Annotated in this window: 25 protein-coding genes; all 25 read left to right on the top strand. The window is 41.0% G+C overall.

Annotation, left to right across the window (positions count from 1 at the left end):
- Positions 1-10: 10 nt before the first annotated feature.
- Positions 11-265: a 30S ribosomal protein S17 gene (gene rpsQ / locus PGU50_RS10925; RefSeq protein WP_022220191.1), complete on the top strand. Its 255-nt coding sequence runs from the start codon at positions 11-13 to the stop codon at positions 263-265.
- A gap of 36 nt (positions 266-301) precedes the next feature.
- On the top strand, positions 302-670 hold the full coding sequence (gene rplN / locus PGU50_RS10920) for a 50S ribosomal protein L14 (protein ID WP_008372541.1): 369 nt from the start codon (positions 302-304) through the stop codon (positions 668-670).
- 12 nt (positions 671-682) lie between these two features.
- Entirely contained in the window at positions 683-994 is a 312-nt protein-coding gene (rplX, locus tag PGU50_RS10915; protein ID WP_022220190.1) for a 50S ribosomal protein L24, read from the top strand.
- A gap of 23 nt (positions 995-1,017) precedes the next feature.
- Positions 1,018-1,557, top strand: coding sequence for a 50S ribosomal protein L5 (gene rplE / locus PGU50_RS10910; RefSeq protein WP_008372545.1), 540 nt, complete (start codon positions 1,018-1,020; stop codon positions 1,555-1,557).
- A gap of 13 nt (positions 1,558-1,570) precedes the next feature.
- Positions 1,571-1,756: a type Z 30S ribosomal protein S14 gene (locus PGU50_RS10905; RefSeq protein ID WP_008372546.1), complete on the top strand. Its 186-nt coding sequence runs from the start codon at positions 1,571-1,573 to the stop codon at positions 1,754-1,756.
- Positions 1,757-1,775: 19 nt separating this feature from the next.
- On the top strand, positions 1,776-2,177 hold the full coding sequence (rpsH, locus tag PGU50_RS10900; RefSeq protein ID WP_008372548.1) for a 30S ribosomal protein S8: 402 nt from the start codon (positions 1,776-1,778) through the stop codon (positions 2,175-2,177).
- A 133-nt stretch (positions 2,178-2,310) separates the two neighbouring features.
- Complete coding sequence (gene rplF / locus PGU50_RS10895) at positions 2,311-2,853, top strand: 50S ribosomal protein L6 (RefSeq protein ID WP_008372550.1); 543 nt, start codon at positions 2,311-2,313, stop codon at positions 2,851-2,853.
- Between the two features lie 19 nt (positions 2,854-2,872).
- A complete protein-coding gene (rplR, locus tag PGU50_RS10890) occupies positions 2,873-3,241 on the top strand; it encodes a 50S ribosomal protein L18 (protein ID WP_008372552.1) in 369 nt (122 codons plus the stop codon).
- 15 nt (positions 3,242-3,256) lie between these two features.
- Positions 3,257-3,766, top strand: coding sequence for a 30S ribosomal protein S5 (rpsE, locus tag PGU50_RS10885; RefSeq protein WP_008372554.1), 510 nt, complete (start codon positions 3,257-3,259; stop codon positions 3,764-3,766).
- A 13-nt stretch (positions 3,767-3,779) separates the two neighbouring features.
- Positions 3,780-3,962: a 50S ribosomal protein L30 gene (gene rpmD / locus PGU50_RS10880; protein WP_008372557.1), complete on the top strand. Its 183-nt coding sequence runs from the start codon at positions 3,780-3,782 to the stop codon at positions 3,960-3,962.
- Positions 3,963-3,984: 22 nt separating this feature from the next.
- Positions 3,985-4,425 (top strand): 50S ribosomal protein L15, encoded by a 441-nt coding sequence (gene rplO / locus PGU50_RS10875; protein WP_008372558.1) that lies wholly within the window; start codon positions 3,985-3,987, stop codon positions 4,423-4,425.
- A complete protein-coding gene (gene secY / locus PGU50_RS10870) occupies positions 4,425-5,777 on the top strand; it encodes a preprotein translocase subunit SecY (protein WP_270246954.1) in 1,353 nt (450 codons plus the stop codon). Before rplO ends, secY begins: the two co-directional genes overlap by 1 nt.
- 86 nt (positions 5,778-5,863) lie before the next feature.
- Positions 5,864-6,508, top strand: a complete 645-nt coding sequence (locus PGU50_RS10865) for an adenylate kinase (protein WP_022220188.1) — start codon at positions 5,864-5,866, stop codon at positions 6,506-6,508.
- Between the two features lie 3 nt (positions 6,509-6,511).
- Positions 6,512-7,276, top strand: coding sequence for a type I methionyl aminopeptidase (map, locus tag PGU50_RS10860; RefSeq protein WP_117558530.1), 765 nt, complete (start codon positions 6,512-6,514; stop codon positions 7,274-7,276).
- Positions 7,277-7,295: 19 nt separating this feature from the next.
- Positions 7,296-7,556, top strand: a complete 261-nt coding sequence (locus tag PGU50_RS10855) for a KOW domain-containing RNA-binding protein (RefSeq protein ID WP_055157816.1) — start codon at positions 7,296-7,298, stop codon at positions 7,554-7,556.
- Positions 7,557-7,775, top strand: coding sequence for a translation initiation factor IF-1 (gene infA, locus PGU50_RS10850; RefSeq protein WP_004607275.1), 219 nt, complete (start codon positions 7,557-7,559; stop codon positions 7,773-7,775). It begins immediately after the preceding gene.
- Between the two features lie 119 nt (positions 7,776-7,894).
- On the top strand, positions 7,895-8,008 hold the full coding sequence (rpmJ, locus tag PGU50_RS10845; RefSeq protein ID WP_005339020.1) for a 50S ribosomal protein L36: 114 nt from the start codon (positions 7,895-7,897) through the stop codon (positions 8,006-8,008).
- 451 nt (positions 8,009-8,459) lie between these two features.
- Complete coding sequence (gene rpsM / locus PGU50_RS10840; protein WP_022220186.1) at positions 8,460-8,828, top strand: 30S ribosomal protein S13; 369 nt, start codon at positions 8,460-8,462, stop codon at positions 8,826-8,828.
- 40 nt (positions 8,829-8,868) lie between these two features.
- On the top strand, positions 8,869-9,264 hold the full coding sequence (gene rpsK, locus PGU50_RS10835; RefSeq protein ID WP_008372572.1) for a 30S ribosomal protein S11: 396 nt from the start codon (positions 8,869-8,871) through the stop codon (positions 9,262-9,264).
- Positions 9,265-9,290: 26 nt separating this feature from the next.
- Positions 9,291-9,884, top strand: a complete 594-nt coding sequence (gene rpsD / locus PGU50_RS10830) for a 30S ribosomal protein S4 (RefSeq protein WP_022220185.1) — start codon at positions 9,291-9,293, stop codon at positions 9,882-9,884.
- A 146-nt stretch (positions 9,885-10,030) separates the two neighbouring features.
- Positions 10,031-10,990, top strand: a complete 960-nt coding sequence (locus tag PGU50_RS10825; protein WP_008372575.1) for a DNA-directed RNA polymerase subunit alpha — start codon at positions 10,031-10,033, stop codon at positions 10,988-10,990.
- A gap of 147 nt (positions 10,991-11,137) precedes the next feature.
- Complete coding sequence (locus PGU50_RS10820) at positions 11,138-11,674, top strand: bL17 family ribosomal protein (RefSeq protein ID WP_117558532.1); 537 nt, start codon at positions 11,138-11,140, stop codon at positions 11,672-11,674.
- A gap of 159 nt (positions 11,675-11,833) precedes the next feature.
- Positions 11,834-13,171, top strand: a complete 1,338-nt coding sequence (locus PGU50_RS10815; RefSeq protein ID WP_173825846.1) for a substrate-binding domain-containing protein — start codon at positions 11,834-11,836, stop codon at positions 13,169-13,171.
- A gap of 14 nt (positions 13,172-13,185) precedes the next feature.
- Positions 13,186-14,802: a response regulator gene (locus tag PGU50_RS10810; protein WP_117823724.1), complete on the top strand. Its 1,617-nt coding sequence runs from the start codon at positions 13,186-13,188 to the stop codon at positions 14,800-14,802.
- Positions 14,803-14,805: 3 nt separating this feature from the next.
- Positions 14,806-16,293: a sensor histidine kinase gene (locus PGU50_RS10805; RefSeq protein ID WP_173825842.1), complete on the top strand. Its 1,488-nt coding sequence runs from the start codon at positions 14,806-14,808 to the stop codon at positions 16,291-16,293.
- Positions 16,294-16,428 lie beyond the last annotated feature (135 nt).

Below are 16,428 nucleotides of genomic sequence, written 5' to 3'. Positions count from 1 at the left end.
GAGTATAACCGTGGAAAGAAACCTGAGAAAAACGAGAGTTGGTAAGGTTGTAAGCAACAAGATGGATAAGACAATCGTTGTTGCAGTAGAAGACCATGTAAAACATCCGCTTTACAATAAGATCGTAAAAAGAACTTACAAACTGAAAGCGCATGATGAAAATAATGAATGCAATATTGGTGATAGAGTAAAAGTTATGGAGACAAGACCGTTATCTAAAGATAAGAGATGGAGACTTGTTGAAATCGTAGAAAAAGTTAAATAGTTTGACTTTGATAAAAGTATAAGGAGGTTTACCTGCATGATACAGCAAGAAAGCAGATTAAAAGTAGCAGATAATACAGGTGCTAAAGAATTACTCTGTATCCGTGTATTAGGCGGTTCTACAAGAAGATATGCAGCTATCGGTGATGTAATCGTTGCTTCGGTTAAAGATGCAACACCAGGCGGCGTTGTTAAAAAAGGTGATGTCGTTAAAGCTGTAGTTGTTCGTACTGTAAACAGCACTCGTCGTAAAGATGGATCATACATCAGATTCGATGAAAATGCTGCTGTTATTATTAAAGATGACAAAAACCCAAAAGGAACTCGTATTTTTGGACCTGTAGCCAGAGAACTTCGTGAGAAACAGTTTATGAAAATTGTTTCACTGGCTCCGGAAGTACTGTAAGGAGGTTCGAGTATGTCAACAATGAAGATCAAAAAAGGCGATACCGTTAAAGTTATCGCTGGAAAAGATAAAGACAAAGAAGGCAAAGTAATCGCAGTAGATCAGAAAAACGGTACAGTCCTGGTAGAAGGCGTTAACATGAGAACAAAACATGCTAAACCAAGCGCTTCTAATCCGGAAGGCGGAATCCTTCATCAGGAAGGACCGATCGATGCATCTAACGTAATGTATGTTCACAAGGGAAAAGCTACAAGAGTAGGCTTCAAACTTGATGGAGACAAAAAAGTACGTGTTGCAAAATCAACAGGCGAAGTAATTGATTAGTTCTAGGAAGGAGGTCAAAGGCTTTGAGTAGACTTAAAGAACAGTACCAGAACGAGATCATTGACGCAATGATCAAAAAATTTGGTTATAAGAATATTATGGAAGTGCCGAAGCTCGACAAGGTTGTTATCAACATGGGCGTTGGCGAAGCAAAAGACAATGCAAAAGCATTAGACTCAGCTGTAGCTGATATGGAAAAGATCACTGGACAGAAAGCAGTTCTGACCAGAGCTAAAAATTCAGTAGCTAACTTCAAAATCCGTGAAGGAATGGCTATCGGATGCAAAGTTACTTTAAGAGGAGAAAAGATGTATGAGTTCGTTGATCGTCTCATCAACCTTGCACTGCCTCGTGTACGTGACTTTAGAGGAGTTAATCCGAACGCATTCGACGGAAGAGGTAACTACGCTCTTGGTATCAAGGAGCAGCTTATCTTCCCAGAAATCGAATATGATAAAGTAGATAAGGTTAGAGGTATGGATGTTATCTTCGTAACAACTGCTAATACAGACGAAGAAGCACGTGAATTGTTAACACAGTTCAACATGCCATTCACAAAATAAGGAGGAAATTTTCATGGCAAAGACAGCAATGAAACTGAAACAGCAGCGCAAACAGAAATTCTCTACAAGAGAATATAATCGTTGCAGAATCTGTGGACGTCCACATGCATATTTAAGAAAATATGGAATCTGCCGTGTATGCTTCCGTGAACTGGCATACAAAGGTGAAATTCCGGGCGTAAAGAAAGCAAGTTGGTAGAAAAGGAGGATAATCCACAATGACTATGAGTGATCCAATTGCAGATATGCTTACAAGAATCCGTAACGCAAACACTGCAAAACATGATACAGTAGATGTTCCGGCTTCAAAGATGAAGATCGCTATCGCTGACATTCTCGTTAACGAAGGATACATCACAAAATATGACATCGTAGAAGAAGGAAACTTCAACACAATCCGCATCACATTAAAATATGGTGCAGATAAGAACGAAAAAGTTATTTCTGGAATCAAAAAGATTTCTAAACCAGGTCTTCGTGTTTACGCTGGTAAAGACGAACTTCCGAGAGTACTTGGAGGACTTGGAACTGCAATCATCTCTACAAACCAGGGCGTGATTACAGACAAAGAAGCCAGAAAGCTTGGCGTAGGCGGAGAAGTTCTTTGCTTCGTATGGTAATAACCAGATAAAATGGAGAAAACGAATGAAATCATATTTCCTGTGATTTCATTCGATACTCAATAAATTGCAACTGAAAACAGAGCAGCCATAAGGTGCTGTTCCGAAAATGTAAGTGTAGGAGGTAAAAGGTATGTCACGTATCGGAAGACATCCAGTAGCGATCCCGGCAGGCGTAACTGTTGAAATCGCAGAGAAGAATGTAGTGACTGTTAAAGGTCCTAAGGGAACTCTCGTAAGAGAACTTCCAGTTGAAATGGAAATCAAAAAAGAAGGCGAAGAAGTTATCGTAACAAGACCGAACGATCTCAAGAAGATGAAATCTCTTCATGGTCTTACAAGAACACTGATCAACAACATGGTAATCGGTGTTACTGAAGGATATGAAAAAGTTCTTGAAGTAAACGGTGTAGGTTACAGAGCTTCCAAATCAGGAAACAAATTAACATTGAATTTGGGATACTCTCACCCGGTTGAGATGGAAGATCCGGAAGGAATCGAAACTGTTCTTGACGGACAGAACAAAATCATCGTTAAGGGAATCAGTAAAGAAAAAGTTGGCCAGTACGCAGCTGAAATCAGAGATAAGAGAAGACCGGAACCTTATAAGGGCAAGGGAATCAAATATGCTGATGAAGTTATCAGACGTAAAGTTGGTAAAACTGGTAAAAAATAAGTAAGGAGAGTGTGAACAAATGGTTAGTAAGAAATCAAGAAGCGAAGTTCGTGTAAATAAACATAGAAAACTGCGTAACCGTTTCAGTGGTACAGCTGAAAGACCGCGTCTCGCTGTGTTTAGAAGTAATAATCATATGTATGCTCAGATTATTGACGATACAGTTGGAAACACTCTGGTTTCCGCTTCCACTCTTCAGAAAGATGTGAAAGCAGAACTGGAAAAAACCAACAACGTTGAAGCAGCAGCATACCTTGGAACAGTAATTGCAAAAAAAGCAATCGAGAAAGGTATCACTTCTGTTGTATTTGACAGAGGAGGATTTATCTATCACGGAAAAATCAAAGCATTAGCAGACGCAGCAAGAGAAGCTGGTTTGAATTTCTAGAAGGAGGACGGACACATGAAACAGGAACGTATTGATGCTAATCAGTTAGAACTTACCGAAAAAGTAGTATCAATCAAACGTGTTACCAAAGTTGTTAAGGGTGGTCGTAACATGAGATTCACAGCTTTAGTAGTTGTTGGCGACGGAAACGGCCATGTTGGTGCAGGTTTAGGAAAAGCAGCTGAAATTCCGGAAGCAATCCGCAAAGGAAAAGAAGATGCTATGAAGAAACTTATCAAAGTTACTTTAGATGAAAACGACAGTATTACACATGATTATATTGGAAAATTCGGAAGTGCTTCTGTACTTCTGAAAAAAGCTCCGGAAGGTACTGGTGTTATCGCAGGTGGACCGGCTCGTGCCGTAATCGAACTTGCAGGTATCAAGAACATCCGTACAAAATCTCTCGGATCTAACAACAAACAGAACGTAGTACTTGCTACTATCGAAGGTTTAAGTCAGCTGAAAGCTCCAGAAGACGTAGCTAAACTTCGCGGTAAAACTGTAGAAGAGATCTTAGGCTAGGGAGGAGATTACAATGGCAAATTTAAAAATCACATTAGTAAAATCAACAATCGGTGCTGTTCCGAAACACAGAAGAACAGTAGAAGCATTAGGCCTTAAGAAGGTTAATAAGACAGTTGTCCTTCCGGATAACGCTGCAACCAGAGGAATGGTTCAGCAGGTAAGACATCTGGTAAAAGTAGAAGAAGAAGCATAAATCTTAGATAGGAGGTGTCACAATGGACTTATCTAATTTAAGACCGGCTGACGGATCAAAACATAGCGATAATTTCAGAAGAGGTCGTGGACACGGCTCAGGAAATGGTAAGACTGCTGGTAAGGGACACAAAGGTCAGAAAGCTCGTTCCGGAGCTCCGAGACCAGGTTTCGAAGGTGGACAGATGCCATTATACAGACGTATTCCTAAGAGAGGTTTCACTTGCAGAAACTCTAAGGAAATCGTTGGAATCAATGTCAGTGCTCTTGAAGTATTTGACAACGATGCAGTAGTTTCTGTTGAAACTCTGATTGAAGCAGGAATCGTAAAACATGCCAGAGATGGTGTTAAAATTCTTGGAAATGGAGAGTTAACCAAAAAGCTTACTGTTCAGGCAAATGCATTCAGCGCAGGTGCTGTAGAAAAGATTGAAGCTGTTGGTGGAAAAGCAGAGGTGATCTAATGCTACAAACATTCCGTAAAGCATTTCAGATTGAAGACATACGGAGAAAAATATTGTATACCCTTGCAATGCTGTTTGTAGTAAGACTCGGATCTCAGCTTCCGACACCGGGAGTTGATCCGACCTATATTCAGAATTTCTTTGCGAACCAGACCGGTGATTCGTTTAACTTTTTTAACGCTTTCACCGGCGGTTCGTTTGAGACGATGTCCATCTTTGCATTGAGTATTACCCCGTATATCACATCTTCCATTATCATCCAGCTTCTTACAATTGCAATTCCAAAGCTTGAGGAAATGCAGAAAGAAGGGGAAGATGGAAGAAAGAAGCTTACCGCATTAACTCGTTATATGACAGTTGTGCTTGCTCTGATTGAATCTACAGCTATGGCTGTTGGATTTGGACGTCAGGGACTTCTGGAAAAGTTCAATTTTGTAAATGCTGCAATTGTAGTTCTTACATTAACTGCAGGATCTGCATTCCTTATGTGGATCGGGGAACGAATTACAGAAAAAGGAGTGGGAAATGGTATTTCTATTGTCCTGCTCATTAACATTTTATCACGCATTCCAAGTGATATGACCTCACTGTATGAGAAGTTCATCAGCGGCAAAGGTCTTGCCAGTGGAGGACTTGCAGCAATCATCATCATTGCAATCATTCTCGTACTTGTAGTATTTACGGTAATACTTCAGGATGCGGAGAGACGAATTCCGGTTCAGTATTCGCAGAAAGTACAGGGAAGAAAATCAGTAGGTGGACAGTCAACGAACATTCCGCTGAAGGTTAATACCGCCGGAGTAATTCCGGTTATTTTCGCTTCATCTATTATGCAGTTCCCGGTTGTAATTGCTTCATTTATGGGCAAGGGCAACGGAAAAGGCATCGGAAGTGAAATCCTCAGAGGCTTAAGTTCAGGAAACTGGTGTAATCCGAATAAGATTTACTATTCCTGGGGACTTATAGTATATATCGTACTTACGATTTTCTTTGCATATTTCTATACGAGCATTACTTTTAACCCGTTGGAAATTGCAAATAATATGAAAAAAAGCGGTGGATTTATCCCAGGTATCAGACCTGGAAAACCTACTGTGGACTACTTAAATAAGATATTGAATTATATTATCTTTATTGGTGCATGCGGACTTGTAATTGTACAGGTAATTCCGTTTGTGTTCAATGGTGTGTTTGGAGCGAATGTATCATTCGGGGGAACTTCTCTGATCATTATCATCGGTGTTGTTCTTGAGACACTCAAACAGATTGAGTCTCAGATGCTCGTTCGTAATTACACAGGATTTTTGAATGTCAAAGGAAAATCTATGAAAAATAGTTTTCTTGGATATTAAAACAATTGTAGCCCGTTGTCTTTTAGAGTATAATCAAAGACAACGGGCTCTTTTGCCATTATGACATTTGAAGGAGGAATAGTAAAATGAAAATCATTATGTTAGGTGCTCCTGGTGCAGGAAAAGGTACACAGGCAAAAAAAATTGCCGCTAAGTACGGAATTCCTCATATTTCAACAGGAGATATTTTCCGCGCAAATATTAAGAACGGAACTGAACTTGGAAAGAAAGCGAAGACTTATATGGATCAGGGACTTCTTGTTCCGGATGAATTGGTCGTAGATCTTGTTGTAGACCGTGTGAGTCAGGATGACTGTACGAAGGGATATGTACTGGACGGTTTTCCACGTACAATTCCACAGGCTGAGGCGCTTGATAAGGCACTGGAAGCGAAGGGCCAGAAGATGGACTATGCAATCGATGTAGATGTTCCGGATGAAAATATTGTAAAGCGTATGGGTGGAAGACGCGCATGCGTAGGATGTGGCGCAACTTACCATCTTGTATATGCTGCACCGAAGAAAGACGGAATCTGTGATGTCTGCGGAGGAGAACTGATCCTTCGTGATGATGACAAACCGGAGACAGTTGAAAAGAGGCTGCATGTATATCATGATCAGACACAGCCGCTGATCGATTATTATACAAAAGCGGGAATTCTGAAAAGCGTTGATGGAACAGTGGATATGGAAGATGTATTTGGAGCCATTGTTTCTATATTAGGAGAGTAACAGATGCCGATTACGATTAAATCAGAAAGAGAAATTGAACTGATGACAGAAGCCGGAAGGATTCTGGGGATCGTACATAAGGAACTGGAGAAGGCATTAAAACCAGGAATGAGTACACTGGATATCGATGCATTAGGTGAAGAAGTTATTCGCAGCTATGGCTGCGAACCTTCTTTTCTGAATTACAATGGATATCCGGCGTCTATCTGTGTTTCTGTAAATGATGAAATCGTTCATGGGATTCCGTCAGCAAAGCACCTCATAAAAGAAGGTGACATTGTGAGCCTGGACGCAGGAGTGATCTACAAAGGTTATCATTCCGATGCTGCAAGGACACATGCTGTCGGTGAGATCAGACCGGATCTTCAGAAACTGATCGATGTAACGAGGGAAAGCTTCTTCGAAGGAATAAAGTTCGCAAAAGAAGGCAATCATCTATATGATATATCCCGAGCAATCGGTGATTATGCGGAAAGTTTTGGATACGGTGTTGTCAGGGAACTGTGTGGACATGGAATCGGGACCAGTCTTCATGAATTACCGGAGATTCCGAATTTCCAGATGCGAAGAAGAGGACCGAAGCTGAAAGCCGGAATGACACTGGCAATTGAGCCGATGGTCAATCTCGGAACAGAGCGGATTCGCTGGATGAGTGATAACTGGACGGTGGTGACGGCAGACAGAAAAGAATCAGCACATTATGAAAATACAATTCTGATCACAAAAGACGAACCGAAGATCCTGTCGATTGCAGATGGAAATGTATAACAGAACAGAGGAACAGAAAATGGATAGATGGGAAACAGGAATGCTTGCGAAATCTCTGGCCGGTCATGATAAAGATAAGGTATACGTGATCGTCGGACTGGATGAACAGTTTACATATCTTGCAGACGGGGAGAGGAAAACGCTTCAGAGTCCAAAGAAAAAGAAAAAGAAACATGTACAGCTCATTAGAGAACAGCATGAGATTTCCGAAGCGGATGATGTAAAGCTGAAACGGATATTAAAAGAATATAAGATGTCAGAAAAGAAGGAGGACAAATAAATGTCTAAAGCAGATGTAATTGAAATCGAAGGAACAGTAGTAGAAAAACTTCCGAATGCCATGTTTCAGGTAGAACTGGAAAATGGACATCAGGTACTTGCACATATCAGCGGAAAGCTGCGTATGAACTTTATCAAAATTTTACCGGGTGACAAAGTTACTCTGGAACTGTCACCATACGATTTATCTAAAGGAAGAATTATCTGGAGAGATAAATAAAATATTACTTGACAAAACCAAAAACCAGGTGATATAATTTTATGCGAACTGTGCGAAGGACTTTTTCTGCGCACAGGGGGAAAATGCAGACCAGGCAAGGTATGAAAGGAGGATTTGACGTGAAGGTTAGATCATCAGTAAAACCGATTTGCGAAAAATGCAAAGTTATCAAGAGAAAAGGAAGCGTCAGAATTATCTGCGAGAATCCGAAACATAAACAGCGTCAGGGATAGGTTCTGAACACTTAATGAAAGCAAGCCACAGGCGCAGCTTGAATTTAGTGAGAAGACCGCTCCCAAGCCTTAGTGACGACGAGCCGTAGGCGACAGAGGAACTTAGGCGCACGGAGCAGCGAAAGACAGATTTATGTAAACTTAATTAGGCGGCTGATAGAGGATACGCCAGGGTGTGTGTAGAGCGTTATCCACTATTTAATATACATGAACACCACGGGCAAGTGGTTTCTAGTATATTGCTTAAAAACCGGCGGTCATTAGCCGAGAGATCGGTTGCCGGAAAGGATGCGGATACCGAACCGCATCTGGGCTGGGATATCGGACGTGTCTGAGGCATTGGATACATTTTGAAAAGTCCGGTAGGGCTCTTTTTGATAACGGGATGCCCGCAGCCTCATTATAGGACAATGTGAAACCAAAAAAAGAAAGAAAATGGAGGAAATCACAAATGGCTCGTATTGCAGGTGTAGATTTACCAAGAGACAAACGTGTAGAAATCGGATTGACTTATATCTATGGAATCGGAAGAACAAGTGCAACCCGTATTCTCGCAGAAGCAGGAGTTAATCCTGATACTCGCTGCAGAGATCTTACAGACGACGAAGTTAAAAAGATCAGTGCAGTGATCGATGAAACTCAGACAGTTGAAGGTGATCTTAGAAGAGAGATCGCTCTTAACATCAAGAGACTTCAGGAAATCGGATGCTATAGAGGAATCCGTCACAGAAAAGGACTTCCGGTTCGTGGTCAGAAGACAAAGACCAATGCAAGAACAAGAAAAGGTCCTAAGAGAACAGTAGCAAACAAGAAGAAATAATTTCGACAAATAATAAAAAGGAAAGTGTAGGTTAGTTTAAATGGCTAAGAAAGTTACAAAAAAAGTGACAAAAAAACGTGTCAAGAAAAACGTTGAACGCGGACAGGCACATATCCAGTCATCTTTCAATAATACAATCGTTACTTTGACAGATGCACAGGGAAATGCTTTATCATGGGCAAGTGCCGGTGGTCTTGGTTTTAGAGGTTCAAGAAAATCTACTCCATACGCAGCTCAGATGGCAGCTGAAACAGCAGCTAAAGCAGCTCTGCCGCATGGTCTTAAATCAGTAGACGTATTCGTAAAAGGACCAGGTTCAGGAAGAGAAGCAGCAATCCGTGCTCTTCAGGCATGCGGAATTGATGTAACAAGCATCAGAGACGTAACACCGGTACCACACAATGGATGCCGCCCGCCGAAGAGAAGAAGAGTCTAGTCGAATTATTATAGGAGGATACGAACATGGCAGTAAATAGAGTCCCGGTTCTTAAAAGATGCCGTTCCCTTGGAATGGATCCGGTATATCTTGGAATTGATAAAAAGTCTAACAGACAGTTAAAGAGATCCAATAGAAAAATGAGCGAGTATGGTCTTCAGTTGCGTGAAAAACAGAAAGCTAAATTCATCTATGGTGTATTAGAAAAACCGTTCCTGAACTACTTCAAGAAAGCAGATCAGATGAGCGGAATGACAGGTGAAAACCTGATGGTTCTTCTTGAATCAAGACTGGATAACGTAGTATTCCGTCTTGGATTTGCAAGAACAAGACGTGAAGCAAGACAGATCGTTGATCACAAACAGGTTCTTGTTAACGGAAAACAGGTTAACATCCCTTCTTACCTCATTAAAGCAGGTGATGTGATCGAGATTAAAGAAGGTAAAAAATCTTCACAGAGATACAAAGATATCGTAGAAGTTACAGGTGGACGTCTTGTTCCGGAATGGCTTGAATCAGATATCGAAAACCTGAAAGGAACAGTTAAAGAACTTCCTACTCGTGAAGCAATCGATGTTCCAGTTGACGAAATGATGATCGTCGAGTTATATTCTAAATAGAACGCATTCATATAAAATGCAATACTTAACGAACCTGATTTCTGGGTTCGTTAAGGTTCTGTTAGGAAATATCCTGTTTTTTATCGAAAACAGGACAAAAACTGACACCCTCAACATACAAAAACCCATAAGGAGGGACCAAAATAGTGTTTGATTTTAATAAACCTAATATTGAAATTGCAGAAATTTCAGATGATAAGAAGTATGGCAGATTTGTTGTAGAACCACTTGAAAGAGGATATGGTACAACACTTGGAAACTCTCTGAGAAGAATTATGCTTTCTTCTCTGCCGGGAGCTGCAATCAGCCAGATTAAAATCGACGGAGTATTGCATGAGTTCAGTTCTATTCCGGGCGTAAAGGAAGACGTAACTGAAATTATCATGAACTTAAAAACACTCGCAATTAAGAATTCTTCCGAGACAGATGAGCCGAAAACAGCTTACATCGAATTTGAGGGAGAGGGCGTAGTTACAGCTGCTGATATTCAGGCAGATTCTGATATTGAAATCATGAATCCAGAAACTGTAATCGCTACACTTAACGGCGGTGCAGACAGCAAGCTTTATATGGAACTGACTATCACAAAGGGAAGAGGATATGTAGGTTCTGATAAGAATAAGACAGAAGATATGCCGATTGGTGTGATTCCGATCGACTCTATCTATACACCGGTTGAGCGTGTAAATCTTACAGTTCAGAATACTCGTGTCGGACAGATTACCGATTATGATAAACTCACACTTGATGTTTATACAAATGGTACTCTTGCACCGGATGAAGCAGTCAGCCTTGCTGCAAAAGTATTAAATGAACATCTCAAGCTCTTTATTGATCTTTCTGAAGTTGCTCAGTCAGCGGAAGTTATGATTGAAAAGGAAGACGATGAAAAAGAAAAAGTTCTTGAAATGAGTATTGATGAACTTGAACTTTCTGTTCGTTCATACAACTGTCTGAAGAGAGCAGGAATCAATACTGTAGAAGAACTTACAAACAGAACATCAGAAGATATGATGAAAGTTCGTAACCTTGGACGTAAATCTCTTGAAGAAGTTCTTGCTAAATTAAAAGAACTTGGTCTTGAACTCAGCCAGGGAGACGAATAAGGAGTTCCCGTTTCGCATGTGAATACAGGCAGAAACACTGACACACGATCTGGCTAGTAAGCCCGATGAAAGCATAACCAGATGGCATATCCGCAGTAAGACCGAAGGTGCATGCCGGTATGTCCCGAATAATGGAGGATTAAAAAAATGGCAAAGTATAGAAAACTTGGAAGAACAGCAAGTCAGAGAAAAGCATTACTGAGAAATCAGGTAACAATGCTTCTTCAGCACGGAAAAATCAGAACAACAGAAGCTAAAGCTAAAGAAATCCGTAAGATCGCAGAAGGTCTTATCGCTTCAGCTGTAAAAGAAAAAGATAACTTCGAAGAAGTTACAATCAAAGCTAAAGTTGCTAAGAAAGATGCAGAAGGCAAGAGAGTTAAAGAAGTAGTAGATGGTAAGAAAGTTACTGTATACGAAGAAGTTGAAAAGACAATCAAAAAAGACAACCCGTCAAGACTTCATGCAAGACGTCAGATGCTGAAAGTACTTTACTCTGTAACAGAAGTTCCGACTGCTGCAGCTGGAAAGAAGAAAAATACAAAAGAAGTTGATCTGGTAGACAAACTGTTTACAGAGATCGCTCCGAAGTATGCAGACCGCAACGGCGGATACACAAGAATCATCAAAATTGGACAGCGTAAAGGTGACGCTGCAATGGAAGTTATTCTTGAGCTTGTATAATCAAATGAGATCGAAAGCCACAGGCATTTATGCCTGTGGCTTTTTGTATATATAGTGAGCCGGTCTGCTCGATTTCTGCCTTTCTTTCTGATAAAAGTCAGTGTATAATAGAAAACATCTGAAAAGAATGTCCTTTAGCAGACGTGAAGGAGGAACGACATGGGACGTGTAGGGCGATTTATTTTAAAGGTTGCGGCAGTATTGATATTGATTATATCGGCTGGTACATTTGCACTTTCTTTATTTACAGGAGAGACAAGAAATGGGGATAATCTGCAAAGCGAGTTCGATTATCTGATCACAGTGGGAATTTCACAGAGTGGAGAAGAAAGCTCATGGAAGGATGCAAATACAGCGTCTTTTATGGATACATTTGTCAAATCAAACGGCTATGAAGCGGTGTATGCAGATGCAGGTAGCGATCAGGAAAAACAGATTGAAGATGTGAAAGGATTTATAAAACAGGGTGTGGACTATATCATTCTGAATCCGATTTCTGAAATTGGCTGGGATGATGTGCTGGAAGATGCAAAAAAGGCACATATTCCTGTAATCCTTGTGAATAACGGTGTTGATACGGATGACAGCAGTCTGTATTCGTGCATGCTTGGAAGTGATTACGGAAAACAGATGAAAAAGGCAGGAAAATGGCTGGATGAATATCTGAAAGAAGAGGACGAGAAAAAGGCAGAGAAAGAAAAGACGGCTTCTGAGGCACAGAGAGAAGCAGAACAGACAGAAAGTGAAGCGGTAGAGGATTCGGCAGAGGATTCTCAGAAAGAGGATAGTAAGGCGTCAGATAGTTCCAAAGCGACAGATAGCAAAACATCAGTGGATGGTTCTAAAACAACCGATAGCAGTTCAAATATATCGGGCAACACCAGGACGGAGTCATCAGACAGCAGTACATCTATTCTGAATAAGATTATAAAAGGTAGTTCGTCAGTGAAAGATGAGACGGATTCGACAGAGGAGGAGCAGACAGAAGAAGACATTACTATCAAGATCGCCGCGATTCAGGAATCCATCGGCTCGGAAGAGCAGCTGACGAGAGCGCAGGGATATCAGACTATGCTGGAGAAGTATTCGGACTGGGAGATGGTGGCACAACAAACCGGTGACAATTCCAGAGAAGAGGCAGAGAAAGTCATGAAACTATTTCTTGAGCAGGAACCGGATTTACGGGTAGTGTTTGCAGAGAGTGACGAGATGGCACTGGGAGCCATCGATGCGATCGGGAAATCAGGAAAGACCTGTGGAGAGGACGGAGATATTATTGTGATTTCATTTGGTGGAAGTAAAGCGGGGATCGAAGCTGTAAAAGAAGGTAAATTGAATGTAACCTTTGAATGCAATCCTGGCCAGGGACCGAAAGCGGCAGAACTGATCCAGAGACTGGAATCGGATATTTCCATTGATAAGGAACAATACGTGGAAGAAACATATTTTGATGGAACTATGGATTTGGATGAAATTATAGAAAACAGAACATATTAAAGGCAGGAAGAAGAATGATAAAAGTATTTTTGGTTGAAGATGAAATTATTATCAGAAATGGGATCAAGAACAGTATTAATTGGGAAATGCATGGATATGACTTTGTCGGAGAGGCAAGTGATGGAGAACTTGCGTTACCGATGATTCTTGAAAAGAAACCAGACATCCTGATCACGGATATTAAGATGCCTTTTATGGATGGACTGGAACTCAGTGAGCAGGTTAAAAAAGTACTTCCGGCGACGAAAATCATGATTCTGAGTGGATATAATGAGTTTGATTATGCAAAGATGGCGATTAAGATCGGTGTAACCGATTACCTTCTGAAACCAATTTCTTCAGAGAAATTGTTGGATGCAGTTAACAAAGTAGCAGAAGAAATCCGGAAAGAGCAAAGCGAAAAAGAGCAGATGAATCAATATGCCCGTGAAATGCAGGAAAACAAAGAAAGTGAAAAGTTTCAGTTTTTCAATCAGGTGTTTGCAGGAAGTATGCCATTTGGAGAATGTCTGGAGCAGGGAAAGCAACTGGGAATTGAAATCAGTGCAGAGGGATATTGTGTGATTCTCTTTAAGATCATTATGATCGATCATCCGATGGATTATAACGAGGATATTGTAAGTGCAACTGAAGATATAGAAAATCTGAGTGAGCAGACAGAAAAGCTCCTGTGGTTCCGGAGAGGTGTAGAAGGATGGGGATTTATTGCACAGGGAGCTGTTGGTGAAGAACTGACTGCGAGAGCTCAGACATTTAGGGAAGATCTGGAAAAAGTTCTGGAAAAATATAAAAATCTGGAATATTTTGGAGGAATTGGAAGTCAGGTGGGGAGGTTCAGTGAGATTAAAAGATCCTACAATGATGCAAACAGAGCCTTTGCAGAGCGTTTTTCAAGAAGTTTGAGACAGTTTGTGAGTTATTCAGAGGTTCATCAAATGGGAGTTCAGAATGACGTTGAGATGCACAGACTCGGAACCATGGCGGAGAACCGGAAAATGCTGGAGCGTTTCCTGAAGACAGGAACGGAAAATGAAGTAAAAAGCTTTATGGATGCATATTTTGATGCAATTGGTGAGCAGAACCTGCAGTCGATGATGTTGAGACAGTATATTGTAATGGATACTTTTATCAGCGTCCAAAGTCTGGGAGACAGTCTGAACATTGAAAAAGAAGATATTGAAAGAGAGCTTGGCGATGTGCGGGAGGTATCGCAGTATGTGCAGGAACTGGAGGCAACGAGGAAGTACCTGGAAAATATAGTCAGACGAATGATCCGGTTAAGAGAGCAGGCATCGGGCAGACGCTATTCAGAAATTATTGAAAAAGCGAGAGATTATATCGGACAAAATTATATGTCAGAGAATATTTCACTGAACCTGGTGGCTTCGAGCGTCAACATCAGTCCGAGCTATTTCAGTTCTTTGTTTAGTCAGGAGGTTGGCTCAACCTTTGTAGAATATCTGACGGGTGTTCGTATGGAAAAAGCAAAAGAGCTTCTGATGTGTTCGGATAAGAGGACATCGGACATCGGATATGAGGTGGGATACAAAGATTCCCATTATTTCAGCTATATATTCAAAAAGACACAGGGATGTTCGCCGAAGGAATTCCGTTCAAGAGGAAGGGGATAGAATATGAAGGTGAAATATAAGAACTGGTCGATCAATAAGAAACTGCTTTCCATTTCGCTGTCAGCATTTCTGCCAATGGTAATTTTGTCCGCCTATTTGATCGTGTCTTTAAATAATGCGGCATCAGCTTATTCTGAGATTACAAAAAGTGTTGCCTATGCCAACCGTTATGTGAAAGACTTTAAAAGTCGGCTGGACTATAGTGTGTATCTTGCTGTGGTAAGTAATAAGCAGCTTAAGGAGGTCGGAGATGGAGTTACAACGGTAAATGGAGTAGTGACGGTGAATCCATACGACTATATTACGGAGATGGAAGAGGCGTGTGATAAGATGACGCAAAATGCGACGGTTCCGCTCAACCAGTCACAGGCGGGACGTATTAAAAATTCACTGTCTTCACTCCGTTTTTGTGTACAGGATCTGGATAAACAGATTAAAGAACGGACTTCTTATGATGAGAGAATGGAATATTTTAACAGTAATGTCAAAGATCTGACGACACTGGTACAAACCGGAATCCAGGACTATGTCTATCTGGAAACTTCCAATTTTGTGACTGTACAGACGGAACTGAACCGGAATAACCGTAATTCGACCATTTTGGCGGTCGGAGTAGCAATTGTTGCGATGAGTATTTCCCTGCTGCTCAGTGGACGAGCAGCACGAAGTGTGACAAGACCGATCCGCGATCTGTGTGATCTGACAGAGAAGGTTGCCGGCGGTGATTTCTCTGTAAAAACACAGGTCGAAGCAGGGGACGAGATTGCGGTGCTTACGCGGAGCTTTAACGATATGACAGAGGAAATCGGGATTCTGGTAGATGATATCCGGAAAAAACAGGAAAATCTCAGAATTATTGAGAACCGACTTCTGCAGGAACAGATCAATCCACATTTCCTTTACAATACTCTTGATGCCATTGTCTGGCTTGCTGAGGAAAATAAAAGTGCAGAGGTTGTGAAAATGGTAACCTCGCTCTCTGATTTTTTCCGCACAACCTTAAGCAAAGGACATGATTATATTACAGTGAAAGAAGAGCGGACGCATATTGAGAGCTATCTGGAGATCCAGCAGTTCCGCTATCAGGATATTCTGGACTATGAGATCCAGATGGATGAGGAGATTTACGGCTACATTATACCGAAGCTTACACTGCAGCCTCTTGTCGAAAATGCGCTTTATCATGGAATTAAGAATAAGCGGGGGAAAGGTAAAATCCTGATTACCGGTAAAAAGCAGGGAGATAAAATCATTTTCCAGGTCATTGACAATGGAAAAGGTATGACAGAGGAAGAACTGAACAGTCTCCGGAAAAAGATGGCAGGGACGGATACAGGAGATGAAGCGAAGGGCTTTGGTGTATCGAATGTGAACCAGAGAATCAAGTATTATTACGGGGAAGAATACGGAGTGTTCTTTGAAAGCAAGGAAAATGAAGGCACAAATGCGACGATCATCATAGCAGCTAAAAATATTCAACTTCCATCATAAAAAAACTAACTTTTTCACGGAAAAGCAGAAAATATTCTACCAAAAGAGGAAGATTTTCCGTATTAAAAGTATGAAAATGATGCCGGGGTCAAAACATAGCGTTTTCTATATACTAACCCCTGCTTGAACCTTGAA

Source organism: Coprococcus sp. AM11-30B, assembly GCF_027674365.1.
Lineage (GTDB): Bacteria > Bacillota > Clostridia > Lachnospirales > Lachnospiraceae > Allocoprococcus > Allocoprococcus comes.
This window is presented reverse-complemented; position numbering and strand designations above follow the sequence as displayed.

Bases quoted from the DNA above. Each gene is read 5' to 3' on its own strand.
- PGU50_RS10810 (WP_117823724.1), top strand. From the start codon at position 13,186: ATGATAAAAGTATTTTTGGTTGAAGATGAAATTATTATCAGAAATGGG.
- rpmD (WP_008372557.1), top strand. From the start codon at position 3,780: ATGGCAAATTTAAAAATCACATTAGTAAAATCAACAATCGGTGCTGTT.
- secY (WP_270246954.1), top strand. From the start codon at position 4,425: ATGCTACAAACATTCCGTAAAGCATTTCAGATTGAAGACATACGGAGA.
- rpsH (WP_008372548.1), top strand. From the start codon at position 1,776: ATGACTATGAGTGATCCAATTGCAGATATGCTTACAAGAATCCGTAAC.
- rpsD (WP_022220185.1), top strand. From the start codon at position 9,291: ATGGCAGTAAATAGAGTCCCGGTTCTTAAAAGATGCCGTTCCCTTGGA.
- PGU50_RS10855 (WP_055157816.1), top strand. From the start codon at position 7,296: ATGGATAGATGGGAAACAGGAATGCTTGCGAAATCTCTGGCCGGTCAT.
- infA (WP_004607275.1), top strand. From the start codon at position 7,557: ATGTCTAAAGCAGATGTAATTGAAATCGAAGGAACAGTAGTAGAAAAA.
- map (WP_117558530.1), top strand. From the start codon at position 6,512: ATGCCGATTACGATTAAATCAGAAAGAGAAATTGAACTGATGACAGAA.
- PGU50_RS10815 (WP_173825846.1), top strand. From the start codon at position 11,834: ATGGGACGTGTAGGGCGATTTATTTTAAAGGTTGCGGCAGTATTGATA.
- rpsM (WP_022220186.1), top strand. From the start codon at position 8,460: ATGGCTCGTATTGCAGGTGTAGATTTACCAAGAGACAAACGTGTAGAA.
- PGU50_RS10805 (WP_173825842.1), top strand. From the start codon at position 14,806: ATGAAGGTGAAATATAAGAACTGGTCGATCAATAAGAAACTGCTTTCC.
- rpsE (WP_008372554.1), top strand. From the start codon at position 3,257: ATGAAACAGGAACGTATTGATGCTAATCAGTTAGAACTTACCGAAAAA.
- PGU50_RS10820 (WP_117558532.1), top strand. From the start codon at position 11,138: ATGGCAAAGTATAGAAAACTTGGAAGAACAGCAAGTCAGAGAAAAGCA.
- rplF (WP_008372550.1), top strand. From the start codon at position 2,311: ATGTCACGTATCGGAAGACATCCAGTAGCGATCCCGGCAGGCGTAACT.
- PGU50_RS10905 (WP_008372546.1), top strand. From the start codon at position 1,571: ATGGCAAAGACAGCAATGAAACTGAAACAGCAGCGCAAACAGAAATTC.
- rplR (WP_008372552.1), top strand. From the start codon at position 2,873: ATGGTTAGTAAGAAATCAAGAAGCGAAGTTCGTGTAAATAAACATAGA.
- rpsK (WP_008372572.1), top strand. From the start codon at position 8,869: ATGGCTAAGAAAGTTACAAAAAAAGTGACAAAAAAACGTGTCAAGAAA.
- PGU50_RS10865 (WP_022220188.1), top strand. From the start codon at position 5,864: ATGAAAATCATTATGTTAGGTGCTCCTGGTGCAGGAAAAGGTACACAG.
- rplX (WP_022220190.1), top strand. From the start codon at position 683: ATGTCAACAATGAAGATCAAAAAAGGCGATACCGTTAAAGTTATCGCT.
- rplO (WP_008372558.1), top strand. From the start codon at position 3,985: ATGGACTTATCTAATTTAAGACCGGCTGACGGATCAAAACATAGCGAT.
- rplN (WP_008372541.1), top strand. From the start codon at position 302: ATGATACAGCAAGAAAGCAGATTAAAAGTAGCAGATAATACAGGTGCT.